Origin of the sequence: Amycolatopsis pretoriensis, assembly GCF_900107925.1 — a bacterium.
GTDB lineage: Bacteria > Actinomycetota > Actinomycetes > Mycobacteriales > Pseudonocardiaceae > Amycolatopsis > Amycolatopsis pretoriensis.
Window position 1 is genome coordinate 412,930 of record NZ_FNUJ01000009.1, and the last position, 16,314, is coordinate 429,243.

Annotated in this window: 12 protein-coding genes and 1 rRNA gene; 8 read left to right on the forward strand and 5 right to left on the reverse strand. The window is 71.3% G+C overall.

Annotation, left to right across the window (positions count from 1 at the left end):
- Window position 1 precedes the first annotated feature (1 nt).
- Window positions 2–526, reverse strand: a complete 525-nt coding sequence (locus BLV96_RS37555; protein ID WP_086676535.1) for a methylated-DNA--[protein]-cysteine S-methyltransferase — start codon at window positions 524–526, stop codon at window positions 2–4.
- 91 nt (window positions 527–617) lie between these two features.
- Here BLV96_RS37555 and BLV96_RS37560 point away from each other — a divergent pair, with 91 nt between their 5' ends.
- Window positions 618–1,958 carry a S8 family peptidase gene (locus tag BLV96_RS37560; RefSeq protein ID WP_244180763.1) on the forward strand — a complete coding sequence of 447 codons (1,341 nt, stop codon included), beginning with the start codon at window positions 618–620 and terminating at the stop codon, window positions 1,956–1,958.
- Between the two features lie 7 nt (window positions 1,959–1,965).
- Window positions 1,966–2,580: a VOC family protein gene (locus tag BLV96_RS37565; RefSeq protein WP_086676559.1), complete on the forward strand. Its 615-nt coding sequence runs from the start codon at window positions 1,966–1,968 to the stop codon at window positions 2,578–2,580.
- On the opposite strand, the gene BLV96_RS37570 is transcribed toward BLV96_RS37565, so the two are convergent.
- From BLV96_RS37570 to secA2, 3 genes are all read right to left on the reverse strand, one after another.
- A complete protein-coding gene (locus BLV96_RS37570) occupies window positions 2,577–4,298 on the reverse strand; it encodes an NAD+ synthase (RefSeq protein ID WP_086676534.1) in 1,722 nt (573 codons plus the stop codon). The two genes, BLV96_RS37565 and BLV96_RS37570, sit on opposite strands and share 4 nt — an antisense overlap.
- Before the next feature lie 59 nt (window positions 4,299–4,357).
- Entirely contained in the window at window positions 4,358–4,909 is a 552-nt protein-coding gene (locus tag BLV96_RS37575) for an RNA ligase 1 family protein (RefSeq protein ID WP_086676533.1), read from the reverse strand.
- 68 nt (window positions 4,910–4,977) lie between these two features.
- The gene (gene secA2, locus BLV96_RS37580) at window positions 4,978–7,317 is read right to left on the reverse strand and encodes an accessory Sec system translocase SecA2 (protein ID WP_086676532.1); all 2,340 of its coding nucleotides are present in this window, start codon (window positions 7,315–7,317) and stop codon (window positions 4,978–4,980) included.
- 165 nt (window positions 7,318–7,482) lie between these two features.
- Here secA2 and BLV96_RS37585 point away from each other — a divergent pair, with 165 nt between their 5' ends.
- Both BLV96_RS37585 and BLV96_RS37590 read left to right on the forward strand, forming a co-directional pair.
- A complete protein-coding gene (locus BLV96_RS37585; protein ID WP_086676531.1) occupies window positions 7,483–9,039 on the forward strand; it encodes an alpha/beta hydrolase in 1,557 nt (518 codons plus the stop codon).
- On the forward strand, window positions 9,024–10,502 hold the full coding sequence (locus tag BLV96_RS37590; protein ID WP_244180765.1) for an alpha/beta hydrolase: 1,479 nt from the start codon (window positions 9,024–9,026) through the stop codon (window positions 10,500–10,502). Before BLV96_RS37585 ends, BLV96_RS37590 begins: the two co-directional genes overlap by 16 nt.
- Here BLV96_RS37590 and BLV96_RS37595 read toward each other — a convergent pair.
- A complete protein-coding gene (locus BLV96_RS37595) occupies window positions 10,499–11,155 on the reverse strand; it encodes an LppX_LprAFG lipoprotein (RefSeq protein ID WP_086676530.1) in 657 nt (218 codons plus the stop codon). The two genes, BLV96_RS37590 and BLV96_RS37595, sit on opposite strands and share 4 nt — an antisense overlap.
- 87 nt (window positions 11,156–11,242) lie before the next feature.
- Between BLV96_RS37595 and BLV96_RS37600 the strand changes: the two genes are divergently transcribed.
- The 4 genes from BLV96_RS37600 to BLV96_RS37615 form a co-directional block, all read left to right on the forward strand.
- A complete protein-coding gene (locus BLV96_RS37600; RefSeq protein ID WP_086676529.1) occupies window positions 11,243–12,523 on the forward strand; it encodes an MFS transporter in 1,281 nt (426 codons plus the stop codon).
- Window positions 12,524–12,894: 371 nt separating this feature from the next.
- Window positions 12,895–14,238 (forward strand): type I glutamate--ammonia ligase, encoded by a 1,344-nt coding sequence (gene glnA, locus BLV96_RS37605; RefSeq protein ID WP_086676528.1) that lies wholly within the window; start codon window positions 12,895–12,897, stop codon window positions 14,236–14,238.
- A complete protein-coding gene (locus BLV96_RS37610) occupies window positions 14,238–15,791 on the forward strand; it encodes an amidase (RefSeq protein ID WP_086676527.1) in 1,554 nt (517 codons plus the stop codon). The genes glnA and BLV96_RS37610 overlap by 1 nt, the downstream gene beginning before the upstream one ends.
- Window positions 15,792–16,223: 432 nt before the next feature.
- Window positions 16,224–16,314, forward strand: a 16S ribosomal RNA gene (locus BLV96_RS37615); the annotation flags it as partial.

The window sequence follows — 16,314 nt, forward strand, 5'->3', positions numbered from 1 at the left end:
GTCAGAAGAGGGTCGGCTCGTCGGCCAAAGCGCCTTCGATCACCAGCATCCGGCGCTTGGTCGCGACGCCGCCGTGGGCCGAGAAGCCGCCGTCCTTGCCGCCCGCGGCGAGGACGCGGTGGCACGGCACGATGATCGGGAAGGGGTTGTGCCCCATCGCCTGCCCGACGGCCTGCGCCGACCCCGGCAGGCCGAGGCGGTGCGCGATGTCGCCGTAGGTCACGGTCTTGCCCGGCGGGACCGTACGCGCGACCTCGTAGGCGCGGCGGTGGAAGTCGGGCACGCCTTCGAGGTCCAGCGGGATCGCGGTGAGGTCCTCACGGGCGCCGGCCAGCAGCGCCACGATCCCGTCGACCGCCGGCCGCATCGAAGGCGGCGGCGGGCCTTCGACGGCGTCCGGGAAGCGTTTCGCCATGCGGGCGGGCAGTCCGGTGCTGGGCAGCGAAGTCCCGGCGACGAGGTCGTCGCGCCACGCCAGCCCGCATGGCCCGATCGCCGTGCCGAACACCGTGAACCCCGTTGTCATGCGATCAGCCTACGACCGAAGAGGGGTTCCCCGGACGCGCCGGACCGCTAGGTTCGGTTTGGGGCAATTGCCGAGTTCGAGGAGGCTGTCGGTGCGACGCGCGATCGTGGTGGTGGCGGCTCTGCTCGGCCTGGGTGCGGCACCGGTCGCGGCGGCAGACCCGCTCGTCATGCCGCACGTCGTCGTCGCGCACAACACCGCCTGGGCCGCGCTGACCGTCCAGCGGGCCGGCGGCACGGTGGTCGCCGCGTACCCGCAGATCGGTGTCGTCGTCGCGTACACGGCGAAGGACGACTTCGCGGCGAAGGTCCGGAAGACGCCGGGCATCGACGCCGTCGGCGCGACGCGCACCGCGAAGATCCCGAAGGAGTTCTTCGCGCCCCGCAAGGACGTCCGCTACACCGGGCCGAACTCGCCGAACTCCGGTCAGGTCCCGCCCGAGGGCACCGCGTGGGACGTCCCGGCACTGCATCTGCCCGAAGCGCACGAGGTCACCGAAGGCAGCCGGCGCACGGTCGTGGGCGTGCTCGACGTCGGCGTCGACGACACCCACCCCGACCTCGCGCCGGCCTTCGACCGCCGGGATTCGGTGTCGTGCCTGTCCGGCTGGGCCGACCGGAGCCCGGGCGCGTGGCGGCCGACGCTCGACGGCCACGGCACGCACGTCGCGGGCACGATCGCCGCGGCCCGCAACGGATCCGGCGTCCTCGGCGTCGCGCCCGGCGTCCGCGTCGCCGCGGTGAAACTGGCCGAACTCGACGACACCGAGACGGCCGAGAGCATGGTCTGCGGGTTCGTCTGGGCCGCCGAACACGGCTTCGCCGTCACCAACAACAGCTACCGCTCGATCCCGTGGCGCTACAACTGCGACGACCAGCCCGACCAGGCCGCGGCCAAGCTGGCCGTCGGCCGCGCGGTCGCCTACGCCCAGCGCCGGAACGTCCTCGTGGTCGCTTCGGCGGGCAACGCCGGCATCGACCTCGACACGCGCTCGGTCGACCGCGAAAGCCCGGCCGACAGCACCCCGGTGGACCGCGCGATCGACCCGACGTGCACGCGCCTGCCGCACGAGCTGCCCGGCGTCGTCGGCACCGGCGCACTGGATGAGAAGCTGGTCAAAGCGAGCTTTTCGAACTACTCGGCGTCCCGGATCAGCGTCGCGGCGCCCGGCGCGCGCGTGTGGTCGACCTGGCCGAACGGCGAATACCGCGCCGCGAGCGGGACGTCGATGGCCGCGCCGCACGCGAGCGGCGTCGCCGCCCTGATCGCGAGCGAGCACCCGTGGTGGGGCGCCGAGCGGATCAAGCGCGCGCTGTACGCGTCCGCGACGCCGCTGCCGTGCCCGGACACCGTGTGCCAGGCGACGCCGGCCGGCACGACGTACTACGGCCACGGGGTGGTCGATGCGGCGAGTGCCGTCGGCGCGGGATGATGGCCGCGTGCTCGATCACCTCGTCTACGCCGGCCCCGACCTCGCCGCCGCCGTCGCCCACGTCGCCGAGCTGACCGGGGTCACCCCGGCGCCGGGCGGCAGCCACGTCGGCCTCGGCACCGCCAACCACCTCGCCGACCTCGGCGCGGGGATGTACCTGGAGGTGATCGGCCCGGACCCGGCCCAGCCGGACCCGGACGTGCCGCGCCCGTTCGGCATCGACGACCTGACCGAGCCGGCGCTGGTCGCGTGGGCGGTCCGCACGACCGACCTCGACGCGACGATCGCGCAGGCCCGCGCGCACGGCTTCGATCCGGGCGACGCGCTGGAGATGTCCCGCGCGACGGCCGACGGCGAGACGCTGAACTGGCGCCTGACCCCGCCGAGCGCCCCGGGCACGCTGCGCCCGTTCCTGATCGACTGGGGCACGACCCCGCACCCGACGACCCGCGGCCTGCCGGCCCTCCCGCTGCTGATGGTCACGGCCACCCACCCGGACCCGGCGTTCGTCCACACGGCGACCGAGGCGCTCGGCTTGGAGTTCCTGGTCCGCCGCACGGAAAAGGCAACCATGACGGCGGCCTTGCGCACTCCGGAAGGCCGTCAAGTCGCGTTGAGCTAGGCCTTGCCCTCGCGCCACAGGTTGGTCATGGGCAGCCGCCGGTCGCGGCCGAAGGCCTTGAACGTGATCTTCGTGCCCGGCGGGTACTGGCGGCGCTTGTACTCGGCCTTGTCGACCATCCGCACCACGCGGTCGATGGTCTCCGCGTCGAACCCGGCCTCGATCAGGTCCGCGTACCCGCGGTCGCCCTCGACGTAGTCGTCGAGGATGTCGTCGAGCAACGCGTAGTCCGGCAGCGAATCCGAGTCCATCTGGCCCGGCCGCAGCTCGGCCGACGGCGGCTTCGAAATCGAGTTCTCCGGGATCGGCGGGGTTTCGCCGTTCTTCGCCGCTTCGGCGTTGCGCCACCGCGCGAGCTGCCAGACGTGCGTCTTGAAGACGTCCTTGATCGGGGCGAACGCGCCGACCGCGTCGCCGTAGATCGTGGAGTACCCGACCGCCAGCTCGGTCTTGTTGCCGGTGGCCAGCACCAGGTGACCGTCCAGGTTGGACAGTGCCATCAGCAGCATGCCCCGCGTCCGCGCCTGGATGTTCTCTTCGGCCAGCCCCGTCAGGGAAAGCTGCTCGACGTACACGCGGACCATGTCCTCGACCGGCTCGACGCGGTAGTGCGCCCCGATCCGCTGGGCGAGGTCGGCCGCGTCGTCCTTCGAGTGACCCGAGGAGTACTGCGACGGCATCGAGACGCCGTAGACGTTGTCGCCGCCCAGCGCGTCCGCCGCGAGTGCCGCGCAGACGGCCGAGTCGATGCCGCCGGAGAACCCGAAGGTCACCGACGAGAAGCCGTTCTTGTGCACGTAGTCGCGCAGCCCGACGACCAGCGCGTGCCACACCTCGGCCTCGTCGGAAAGCGGGTCCATGATCACCGGCACGGCCGTCGGCTCGTACGCGGGCAGCGGATCGGAGCTCAGCACCCGGCGCCGGACGTGCAGGCCTTCGAGCTCGCCGTCGCCGGCGTGGCCGCCCGCGGTCAGGTCCATGTCGAGCACGGCCAGGTGCTCGACGAACTGCGGTGCGCGCGCCAGCACGGTGCCGTCCGCGGCGACGACGAGCGAGTCGCCGTCGAAGACGAGGTCGTCCTGCCCGCCGATCTGGTTGGTGTAGACCAGCGGCGCTCCGGCTTCGGCGGCGCGGCGCGCGATGAGCGGCAGCCGCTGCTCGTCCTTGGACCGCTCGTAGGGCGACGCGTTCGGCGCGACGACCAGGTCGACGCCGGCGCGGCCCAGCGCGGAGATCGGCCCGCCGTCCTGCCAGATGTCCTCGCAGACGACCATGCCGATGTCGAGCCCGTGGAACCGGACGACGTCGAGGGTGGTGCCCGGCTTGAACCAGCGGTGCTCGTCGAAGACGCCGTAGTTCGGCAGGTGGTGCTTGAACTGCCGCGCGACGACCTCGCCGCGGTAGAGCGCGGCGGCGGCGTCGCGCGGGCCCACCTCGTCGGAGTCGAGGTAGCCGACGTAGGTCAGGACCTCACCGCACCCGGCGTCGTCGAGGCGGCGCGCCAGCGACTCGACGCCGTGGCGGGAGGCGGCGGCGAAGGTCTTGCGCAGCGAAAGGTCCTCGACCGGGTAACCGGTCAGGGACATCTCGGGGAAGACGACGACGTGGGCGCCGGCTTCGGCGGCCTTGCGCGTCCAGGCGACGTGCAGGTCGGCGTTGCCGTCGAGGTCGCCGACGGTGGGGTTGACCTGGGCGAGCGCGATGCGCAGTTGCGGCATGCCGCCATTCTGTCCCACCGTCACCCGGGAGGCCGAGCGAATGTGGGCGAAATGCCACGCTAGGTCGACGCGACCGCGTCCCGGTGCTTGAGCTTCGCCATCCGCCCGTCGCGGTGGTGCCAGACGACGCCCTCGAACTCCGGGTGCGCGAGCAGCCACGCCATCAGCCCGTCGAAGTCGCGCGGGACGCCGGCGAACTCCTGCGCGGTCGCGTGCGGGACCAGCCGGTGCGCGCCGAGCTTCTCCGGATCGCCGTTGACCTTCGGCCCGCACAGCTCGTAGGTGCCGGGCGCCGCGCCGAAAAGCCCGTCGAGGGCTTCGTCGAAGAACGCCGCGAACGACGACTGCCCGACCGGCTCCCAGCCGACCGTCTTGCCCGTCTCCGGGTCGGTCTGCACGGCTTCGAACCCGTCCGGCGCGTCCTTGCCCGCCTTCACCTCGCGCCGCGCCCACCAGGTGCCGGACTCGTCGAGCCGGACGCAGGTGCCGTCGTACTTGCGGGTGGCCACGCCTTGGCCGTCGAGCACCCACTGGCACTCGGGGTGCACCTCACGGGTCACCCGCCGGAGGTTTTCGGGGTCGCGACGGAAGAGCGTCGGGATCTTGCGCATGCCCCGATTCTTCCGGCCGCGGCAAGCGAGAAAACCCCCGCCCGGACTAACCGGACGGGGGTTTTCCGCTACTTCCGCTTGATCATGCTCCGGACCTTCTTGATGGTCTGCTCGAAGTCCGAGTCGAACGGGTTGTCGTGCACCAGGTAGGTCCACGTCGTGTTCGCCCGCCGGACGCCGGCCTCGCCGAGGTCGATGCCCTCGTCGGTCAGCTCGGCCTCTTCGAGCGTCTTCGCCGCCCGCGAGTCCGCCTCGGCGATGATCTTGTGGAACTCCGGGATCGCCGCGCGGTGGAACTCGTCCAGCGGCGTCTCGCGGGCCAGCGCCCGCAGGTGGATGCTCTCGCGGACGTCGGTCAGGTACGCCAGGTGGTCCGACCACAGCTGGTCGACGTGGAACAGCAGCACCTCGCGGCACATCTGCTCCAGCTTGTCCTGGTCGTCGAGCTTGGCCTCGAGCTCGCTGAACTTGTCCGGGTTCGCCTTCTCCAGCTGCTCCGCCGCGTACGCGGTGCGAAGCACCTTGTCGCGGTGCACCAGCAGGTCACGCCGCTGCCGCTCGATCAGCCGCGTGTAGCGCCAGGTGTTGCGGTGGATCTCCAGATCGACACCCTCGGCGACGCGCTGGGCGTGGTTGAGCTGCCGCAGTGCCGCGTTGTCGGTGATCTCGCCGGTCTCTTCGTCGTCGACGATGCCCTCGGGCACGTCCGGCGCGTTCGACAGCACGAGCTCGTCGTTCAGGCTCGCGAAGAAGATCGCGCTGCCCGGGTCGCCCTGGCGGCCGGAGCGGCCGCGCAGCTGGCCGTCGAGCCGGCTCGACGGGTACCGCGCGGTGCCGATGACGTGCAGCCCGCCCAGCTCGACGACCTCGTCGCGGGTGGCGCCGTCGGTGCCGCCCAGCCGGATGTCGGTACCGCGGCCCGCCATCTGCGTGGACACGGTGACCGCGCCCTTCTTGCCGGCCTCGGCGATGATCGCGGCCTCTTCGGCGTCGTTGCGCGCGTTGAGCACGACGCACTCGAGGTCGACCTTCGCCAGCTTCTCGGCCAGCTCTTCGGACTCGGCGACGTCCTGCGTGCCGACGAGGATCGGCCGCCCGGTCTCGTGGACCGTGCGGATCTCCTCCTCGATCGCCCGCAGCTTCTGCGACGGCGACGCGAAGACGCGGTCTTCCTGGTCTTCGCGGATGTTCGGGGTGTTCGGCGGGATGACCGCGACCTCGAGCTCGTAGAACTCGCGCAGCTGCTCGGCGACGGCGACCGCGGTACCGGTCATGCCGGCGACCTCGGGGTAGCGCGCCAGCAGCGCCTGGACGGTGATCGAGTCCAGGATCTCGCCGCGGTCGGTCGCGGTGACCTGCTCCTTCGCCTCGACGGCGGCCTGCAGGCCGTCCGGCCAGCGCTGCAGCTCGGCGACGCGCCCGCGGGCGGCGTTGATGAGCTGGACCTTGCCGTCGCGGACCAGGTAGTCGACGTCGCGGGTGAGCAGCGCGTGCGCGTGCAGCGCGACGTTCACCGCGGGGAGCCGGTCGGACGCCGTCTCGCCGTAGAGGTCGTCGACCTCCAGGCCGAGCGACTTCGCGACGACGGACGCGCCGGCGTCGGTCAGCCAGGCGTTGCGGCCCTCGGAGTCGGTTTCGTAGTGCAGGTTGAGCCGCAGCCGCCGGACGACCTTCGCGACCTCTTCGTCGGCGTCGGTGTGGTCGATCGAGCCGGCCATCACCAGCGGGACGCGGGCCTCGTCGACCAGCACGGAGTCCGCCTCGTCGACGATCGCGACCTCGGGGGCCGGCTGGACGAGGTCGTCGACCGACGTCACCAGCCGGTCGCGCAGCACGTCGAAGCCGATTTCGGCGACGGCGCCGTACGTGACGTCCTTGGCGTAGGCCTCGCGACGCTCTTCGCGCGAGTGCGCCGGCTCGACCCACCCGACCGACACGCCGAGCAGGGCGTACACCGGCTCCATCCACTCGGCGTCGCGCCGGGCGAGGTAGTCGTTGACCGTGACGACGTGGACGCGCTTCCCGCGGATCGCGTAGCCGGCCGCGGCCAGCGCGCCGGCGAGCGTCTTGCCCTCACCGGTCTCCATCTGCACGACGTGCTTGCTGAGCAGGCCCATCGTGCCGAGGACCTGCACGTCGAACGCGCGCTCGCCGAGGGCACGGCGGGCGGCCTCGCGACCGAGCGCGCAGATCTCGATCAGGTGGTTGTCGCCGAACGCGGTGTCCTTCAGCTTCTCGCGCAGCTCGCCCGCTCGCTCGGTCAGCTCCGCGTCGGAGAGCTTCTCGAGCTCGGGTTCGAGCTTCTCGACCGCGGGCAGCAGTGCTTCGTAGCGGGTCAGCTCGACGCTGCCCGGCCGCTGGATGATCCGGCGGAGCTTCTTGCCCACCCGGCTGATCAGTGCTGCCACCCCTGGTCTCCCGTTCTCTCTTCGCTCGACCGGCCTGCCCCACCCAACGTGGCGGTGGTGCGTTCGAGTTCCGCGGCCGGATGGGACGATCCAACCGTGTTCCCTCATCCCAGCGCCAGGTCCGGACGTATCCGATGCCGCCGGATCACCGCAATTGCGACATCCGTGCTGATCGCGGCCTCGCTGGCCGCCTGCACGTCCACCGGCAACCCGGCGCCACCGGCGCCGACGACCGAGTCGCACCCGCCGTCCGGGCCGGTGCCCGCCGGGCTGGAGCGGTTCTACGGCCAGAGCCTGAGCTGGGCCGACTGCGCACCTTACGCGACGTCGGAAGACTCGCGGTCGGCGTTCCAGGCGAAAGACGTCCAGTGCGCCCGGCTGACCGTGCCGCTGGACTACGCGAAGCCGGCCGGGGACACGATCACGCTGGGCCTGCTCCGCCACAAGGCGACCGGCGACCGGATCGGCTCGCTGGTGGTCAACCCCGGCGGCCCGGGCGCGTCGGGCATGGTCGCGGCCGCCGGGCTGGTCAAGCCGGCCACGAGCACCGGCCTGGCCAAGCGCTTCGACCTGGTCGGCTTCGACCCGCGGGGGATCGGGGCGAGCCAGCCGGCCATCCACTGCCTGACCGACCAGGAGCGCGACACCGACCGCGCCGACGACAGCGAGACCGACGGCTCGCCGGCCGGCGTCCTCAAGCAGGAAGCGCAGGAGAAGGACTTCGCGGCGAAGTGCGCCCAGCGCACCGACGACGGCACCGGGATGCTGGCCAACGTCGGCACGCGGGACGTCGTGAAGGACCTCGACGTCCTGCGCTCGGTCCTCGGCGACGAAAAGTTGACCTATCTGGGTTACTCGTACGGCACCCGGATCGGGTCGGCCTACGCCGAAGCGTTCCCGAAGAACGTCCGCGCGATGATCCTCGACGGCGCGGTCGACCCCGAGCAGGACGCGGTCGAGTCGCTGGTCGCCCAGGGCCAGGGCTTCGGGACGGCGTTCACCCAGTTCGCGAAGTGGTGCACCGCCCAGCAGGACTGCGCGCTCGGTCAGGACGCGAACAGCGCGGTCAAGGCGTTCCAGGACCTCGTCCGGCCGCTGATCGAGTTCCCCGTGCCGGTCGGTGACGGCCGCAAGCTCTCCTACGAGGACGCGACCACCGGTGTCATCCAGGCGCTCTACCAGGAGAGCCTCTGGGACACGCTGAATTCGGGTCTCAACGAGCTGCGCCAGCAGCGCGGCGCGACGCTGGAGAAGCTCGCGGACATCTACAACGAGCGCGACACCGACGGCAAGTACGGCACCACCCAGGACGCCTTCACCGCGATCCGCTGCGTCGACGACCCGCGCGTCACCGACCCGGCCGTCATCCTCAAGGCGCAGGAGGAGTACGTGAAGGTGGCGCCGTTCCTCGACGACGGCCGCCCGGCTTCGGCGGCCCGCGACGCGTGCGCGTTCTGGCCGGTGCCGAACACGTCCGAGCCGCACGTGCCGAACGTCGAAGGCCTGGCGAAGACGCTGGTCATCTCGACGACCAACGACCCGGCGACGCCGTACCAGGCCGGCGTCAACCTCGCGAAGGGCCTGAAGGGCGCGCTGCTGACCTTCGAGGGCACGCAGCACACGGTGTTCCTGCAGGGCGTGAAGTGCGTGGACGAGGCCGGCGCGGACTACCTCGTCGACGGCACGGTGCCGCCGGACGGGACCCGGTGCACCGCGCAGTAGCGGCGCTCGCGCCGGTCCTGCTGCTGGCGGCGTGCACGAGCGCGCCGCCGACGGCCGGCCCGCCGCCGTCACCGTCTTCGACGCGAGCCCCTGACCTGGGGAAGTTCACCCGGCAGAAGCTCGCGTGGACGCCCTGCGGCGAGGCCCTGGACTGCGCGCACCTGAGCGTGCCGCTGGACTACGCGGCTCCAGACGGGCCCGCGATCGCCGTCGGCCTGCTGCGGCACAAGGCCACGAAGCAGCGGATCGGCTCGCTGGTCGTCAACCCCGGTGGGCCCGGCGGCCAGGGCACGTCGACGGCCGCGGCGCTGGCCAAGACGGCCGCCGCCGCGCCGCTGCTGGAGCGCTTCGACCTGGTCGGGTTCGACCCGCGCGGTGTCGGCACGAGCGAGCCGCGGCTGAACTGCCGCTCGGACGCCGAGGTCGACGCGGACCGCGCGGCCGACGTCGAGAGCGATATGTCGCCCGAAGGTGTGAAGAAACAGCTCGCCGAGACGACCGCGTACGGCGCGAAGTGCGCCGAAGGGACGAAGTACGGCAAGGAGTTCCTCGCGAACGTCGGCACGCGAGACGTCGTACGCGATCTCGACGTCCTTCGCGCCGCGCTCGGCGACGAGAAGCTGACCTACCTCGGCTATTCGTACGGGACGCAGATCGGCGCGGCCTACGCGGAGGCGTACCCGCGCAACGTCCGCGCGCTGCTGCTCGACGGCGCGGTCGACCCGGCCCAGGGCCTGGTGGACTCCCTGGTCACGCAGGCCGCGGGCTTCCAGGACGCGCTGAACGAGTTCGGCCGGTGGTGCGCGTGCCCGACCGCCGGCACCACCGAAGCGTTCCGGCGGCTCGTGCGTCCCCTGATCACGAAGCCCCTCCCGGCCGGGACGCGGAAGCTGTCGTTCGAGGACGCCATCACGGGCACGTTCGCCGCGCTCTATTCACGCGGGGACTGGCCCGCCCTGAAAGCCGCGCTCGCGCAGGTCGCCTCGGGCAACGGCCGGACGCTGCTGGCCTTCGCCGACGACTACTACCAACGCGACCGCGACGGCCACTACAGCGGCGCGCTCGACGCGTACTTCGCCGTCCGCTGCACCGACCACACGCGCGTCACCGACCGGGGCACCATCGACCGCGCGCACGAAAAGATGCTGGCCGGCGCGCCGTTCCTGGCCGGCGGCACACCGGACACGAGCGAGCTGGACATCTGCTCGACCTGGCCGGTCCCGCCGACGTCCACCGAACACACGCCGCGGCCGGCGGGCCTGCCGAAACCGCTGGTCATCTCGACGACGCACGACCCGGCGACGCCGTACCAGCAGGGCGTCGACCTGGCCAAGGACCTCGGCGGCACGCTGCTGACGTACGAAGGCGTCCAGCACACGGTCTTCCTGCAGGGCAACCAGTGCGTGGACCGCGCGGGAGTCGCTTACCTGATCGGCGGGACGGCCGCCGAAACCCGCTGCTAGCCGAGGTCCGCCGGCTCGTTCTGCCTGGTGAGGGACAGTTCGATCATCACCGGGCTGAGGTGGTCCCCGGCCGGCGGGATCTGCACCCACAGGCGCGCGAACCGACGCGGCCCGTCGGCCGAAACCCACACCTTGAGGGTGACGTCCTCGGTGACCTGCGGCAGCACCTCGTGCGCGACGGCCGCGGGCACCCGGCCGCCGACGCGCAGGGCGGCGGCGCCGTCGACGTTCTCCCGCCCTTCGGTCTTCGCGTCGGTGACGCCGTCGAGCAGCCGTTTCAGGCCGGCGGACGGGCCGAGGAACCTGCTGACCGCGTAGATCTCGGGCAGCGGCTCGTTCCCGGCGTCGGTGCTGACCTGGCCGTCCCGCACGGTGAAGCGAAACTTGGTGTGGCCTTCGCCGTCCTGGACGTCGGCCGTGCCGGTCGCGGCCCCGCCGCCGTCGAGGGTCGCGTCGCCCTCGATCTGCCGGAGCGGGAACCCGGGCAGCACGCCGTTGACGCCGGCCGCGAAGTGCACGCTCCGGACCTCGGCGAACGACGTCGCGGCGGCGCGGACCAGCTCGGAGCCCGCCGGGAACGGCCCGCGCGTGTCCGGCGATCCGGTGCAGCCGGCCGTCAGCAGGAGCACCAGAAGAAGGGTGAAGCGGGACATCCCCCGAGCCTACTGTTGGCTCGATCCTTTCGGACGATGTCCTTCAAGCCACTGTCGGCGTCACGCGCGCGCGGTGAAACTGCGTAGGTGACTGTTGAGACCCGCCCCGCCCCGAAGCTGCATCGCGCCTGGCTGATCGCGGGTGCCGCGTTCGTGGCGCTGCTCGCGTCCGCCGGCTTCCGCTCCGCCCCCGGCGTCCTCATCGACCCGCTGCACCAGGAGTTCGGCTGGTCCACGGCCACGATCAGCTCGGCCGTCTCGGTCAACCTCGTCCTCTACGGCCTCTTCGCGCCCTTCGCGGCGGCGCTGATGGAGCGGTTCGGCATCCGCCGCGTCTCGGCGACGGCGTTGTTCGTCATCGCGGTCGGCGCGGCCGGCACGGTGTTCATGAGCGCGAGCTGGCAGCTGATCCTCTTCTGGGGCGTGTTCATCGGCGCGGGCACGGGCTCGATGGCCATGAGCTTCGCGGCGACGGTCGCGACCCGGTGGTTCGTCCGCAGCCGCGGCGTCGTCACCGGCGTGCTGACCGCGGCGGGCGCCACCGGCCAGCTGATCTTCCTGCCGGTGATCGCGAACCTCGCGGTGGGCTCGGGCTGGCGGACGGCGTCGCTGGTGATCGCGATCGCGGCCCTGGCGGTGGTCCCGGTGGTCCTGCTGGTCATCCGCGACCACCCGGCGGACATCGGCACCACGGCGTACGGCGCACCCGCGGAGGCGCAGGTCGCGCGCCCGGCGTCGAAGACCGGCTCGGCCCGCCGCGCGCTTTCGGTGCTCGGCCAAGCCGCCCGGACGCGGACGTTCTGGCTCCTGGCGGTCGGCTTCGCGATCTGCGGAGCGACGACGAACGGCCTGGTCGGAACCCACTTCGTCCCCGCGGCGCACGACCACGGCATGCCCCAGACGACGGCGGCGGGCCTGCTCGCCCTGGTCGGCGTGTTCGACGTGGTCGGCACGATCTTCTCGGGCTGGCTGACCGACCGCGTGGACCCGCGCATCCTGCTCGGCGTCTACTACGCGCTGCGCGGGTTGTCGCTGGCGCTGCTGCCGCAGCTGTTCACGAACTCGGTGCAGCCGAGCATGTGGGCGTTCATCCTGTTCTACGGCCTCGACTGGGTGGCGACGGTTCCCCCGACGGTGGCGCTGTGCGTCCGGGCGTTCGGCGACGCGGGCCCGATCGTGTTCGGCTGGGTGTTCGCCAGCCACCAGCTGGGCGCGGCATTCGCAGCCTCGGCGGCGGGCTTGGTCCGCGACCAGCTGGGGACGTACAACGTGGCTTGGTACGCGGCGGCGGTCCTGGCGGTGCTCGCCTCGGTGGCGTCGCTGGCGATCTCACGGGCGAAGAAGCCCGTCCCGGTGCTCGCGACCTGACTTCGGCACCCCAGCGCCCGCAACTTAGGGCGCCCGGCGACGTCATGAACGACTCGTCCCTGTCGTCCAGCGTCATGAACGACCCTTTCATGACGTCCCGGCCGGCAAACCCGACCTTGCCGAGCCCCCATCAGGCCGGCTCGAACCGCCCCGCGCGGATTCTGGCCATGGCGGGCGACGTGACTTGGCCACCCCCGGCGCGTCGATCGGGGCTTCGGCTCGGCGGCGCCCGTTCCGCGGTGCGCGCGGCCTCGGCCAGGCCCCCACCCTCACCCGCGCGAAGAAGCCCGTCCCGGTGCTCGCGACGTGACTTGGCCACCCCCGGCGCGTCGTGAAACATCCCGTTAACACGCTGTCGTTAGGGTGCGGCCATGGATCGCCAGCAGGAATTCGTGCTCCGCACGCTCGAGGAGCGCGACATCCGTTTCGTCCGTCTCTGGTTCACCGATGTGCTGGGGTTCCTCAAGTCCGTCGCGGTCGCGCCGGCGGAGCTCGAAGGCGCATTCAACGACGGCATCGGCTTCGACGGCTCGGCCATCGAAGGCTTCGCGCGCGTCTACGAATCGGACATGGTCGCCAAGCCCGACCCGGCCACGTTCCAGGTCCTGCCGTGGGAAACCCCCGACGGCGGCCCGTACTCGGCCCGCATGTTCTGCGACATCGCCATGCCGGACGGCTCGCCCTCGTGGGCCGACCCGCGGCACGTCCTGCGCCGCCAGCTGTCGAAGGCGGCTGAAGCCGGCTTCACCTGCTACGTCCACCCCGAGATCGAGTTCTTCCTCCTCTCGACCATGCCCGACGACGGCAGCGAGCCGGAGCCCGCGGACAACGGCGGCTACTTCGACCAGGCCAGCCACGCCACGGCGACGCACTTCCGCCGCCACGCCATCGAGACCCTCGAGGCGATGGGCATCTCGGTCGAGTTCAGCCACCACGAAGGGGCACCGGGCCAGCAGGAGATCGACCTCCGTTACGCCGATGCGCTGACGATGGCCGACAACGTGATGACGTTCCGCTACGTCGTCAAGGAGGTCGCGCTGACCCAGGGCGTGCGCGCGACGTTCATGCCCAAGCCGTTCACCGACCAGCCCGGCTCGGGGATGCACACGCACGTCAGCCTGTTCGAAGGCGACCGCAACGCCTTCTACGACGCCGAGGACCCGCACGAGCTGTCGGAGACCGGCAAGGCGTTCGTCGCCGGCGTGCTGCACCACGCCAAGGAGATCTCCGCCGTCACGAACCAGTGGGTGAACTCCTACAAACGCCTGATCAGCGGCAGTGAGGCCCCGACGACCGTCTCGTGGGGCCGCGCGAACCGCTCGGCGCTCGTCCGCGTCCCGATGTATTCACCCGGAAAGGCGTCATCCCGACGGGTGGAGATCCGTACGCTGGACTCGGCGTGCAACCCGTACCTGGCGTACTCGGTCATCCTGGCCGCCGGGCTGAAGGGGATCGAGAAGGGCTACGAGCTGCCGCCACCCGCCGAGGACAACATCTGGCAGCTGAGCGACGCCGAGCGGCGCGCCGCGGGGTACGCCCAGCTGCCGCAGAACCTGGGGGAGGCGCTGGCCGAGATGGAGAAGTCCGAACTCCTGCCGGAAGCGCTCGGCGAGCACGTCTACGACTTCTTCCTCCGGAACAAGCGCGTGGAGTGGGACAACTACCGCAGCGCGGTCACCCCGTACGAACTCCGAACGCTCCTCCCGGTGCTCTGATGGGGCGGCGGCCGGCACTCCTCGTCCTGCTGGCCGCCGTACTCCTGTTCGTCCCGGTGACCCCGGCGGTCGCCTCGCCGAAGTTCGACCTCGACTCCGCCGACATCCCGGCGCTGCAGGCGCGGATGGCGGCCGGCCGGCTCACCGCGGTGGGTCTGACCAGCGCGTACCTCGACCGGATCCACCGGATCGACGGCAAGGTCAACGCGGTCCTGGCGCTCAATCCGTCGGCGGTGCGCCAGGCCTTCGAGAGCGACGCCCGGCGTCGGGCGCACCGCCTGCGCGGACCGCTCGACGGCATCCCGGTGCTGGTCAAGGACAACGTCGACACACGCGACCAGTGGACGACCGCCGGGTCGCGCGCCCTGCGCAGCTTGCCCGCCAAGGACGCCACGCTGATCACCCGGCTGCGTGACGCCGGAGCGGTGATCCTCGGCAAGGCGAACCTCTCCGAATGGGCGAACTTCCGCGCCGCGAAGCCGACGTCGGGCTGGTCGGGCGTCGGCGGGCAGACGAACAACCCGTACGTGCTGGACCGCAACCCGTGTGGGTCGTCCGCCGGGTCCGCGGCCGGCGTCGCCGCGTCGCTGGCACAGGTCGCGATCGGTTCGGAGACCGACGGCTCGATCGTCTGCCCCGCCGGCATGACGGCGACGGTCGGCCACAAACCCAGCCTCGGCCTGGTCAGCCGCACCGGTGTGGTGCCGATCTCCGCCGAGCAGGACACCGCCGGGCCGATCGCCCGCAACGTCGTCGACGTCGCGCTCACGCTGTCGGTCCTGCAGGGGCGGGACCCGGCGGACCCGGCCACGCTCGAGTACCCGAGGTCCCAGCCGACGGACTACGCGAAGCTGCTCCGGCCGGGCGTCCTGCGCGGCGCGCGGATCGGGTTGTGGCGGCTGCCGGTGCTCGGCCCCGAGACGGACGCGGTGCTGACGTCCGCGAAGAACTCCCTGGTCAAGGCGGGTGCGACGGTCGTCGAAGTGACCCCGCCGTACCAAGCCCGGCTCGGTGAGCTGGAGTTCCCGGCGCTGCTCACGGAGTTCCACCGCGACATCGATGCCTACCTCGCGGCCCGCCCGCGCGGCCCGCGGAGCCTGGCCGAGCTGATCGCCTACAACCGCGCGGACCCGCTGGAGCGGACGTGCTTCGCCGGACAGGAGCTGTTCGAGCAGGCGCTGGCCGCGCCGCCGCCGACCGACCCCGGTTACCTGGCCGGCCGCGCCGAGCTGTCAGACCTCGCGCGCCGCTCGCTCGACGAGACCCTGGCGAAGTACCACCTGGACGCGATCGCGTCGCCGACCAACCCGCCGGCGTGGAAGACCGACTGCGCGGTGGGGGACAACGACGTGATCCCGTCGTCGACCCCGGCTGCGGTCGCGGGCTACCCGGACGTGACGGTGCCGGCGGGGTTTGCCGGACCGCTCCCCGTGGGTATCTCGTTCATGGGTGCCCGGTGGTCGGACGCCCGCATGCTTGCGCTCGCGGCGGACTTCTCCCGGGCGGCTCCCGTGCGGGTTCCGCCGCGCTATCTGGTGACCCTGCCGTCGTAGGAGTGCCGAACACGCTCTGACCTGCGGCAATGGCGTTAAGTGACCCCCCTGTTCGGGACCGGTTTCGGGGCATGTAATCTTCTCTTCGTCGCCAGGAACACCGGGTCGCCCCGGGGCCGCAAGCCCCGAAGATCCGGCCGGGCCGAGCGGGTTGACACCGCGGATCGGACCGGGTAATGTTCAGCGTCGGCCCACGAGCGGCCGCCGAATCCCTACGACTAACACCGTAGGCTGAGGCATGCTCGACCAAAAGCTTTGAATATCGCTTGGAACAACTGCCGAGGATATAGCCGCTGATAAGGCGGTGAGTCCAGAGTGTGTTGCTTGAGAACTCAACAGTGTGCTAGTGAACTAAGCCAGTAGAGCTTATATGAAACCCCCTCGTCGGGGTTTCCTTTGAGAAGCAAGAAATTGCCTCGATTAAACTATTCATTGTTGGAGAGTTTGATCCTGGCTCAGGACGAACGCTGGCGGCGTGCTTAACACATGCAAGTCGAACGCTGAACCACTTTCGGGTGGGGAT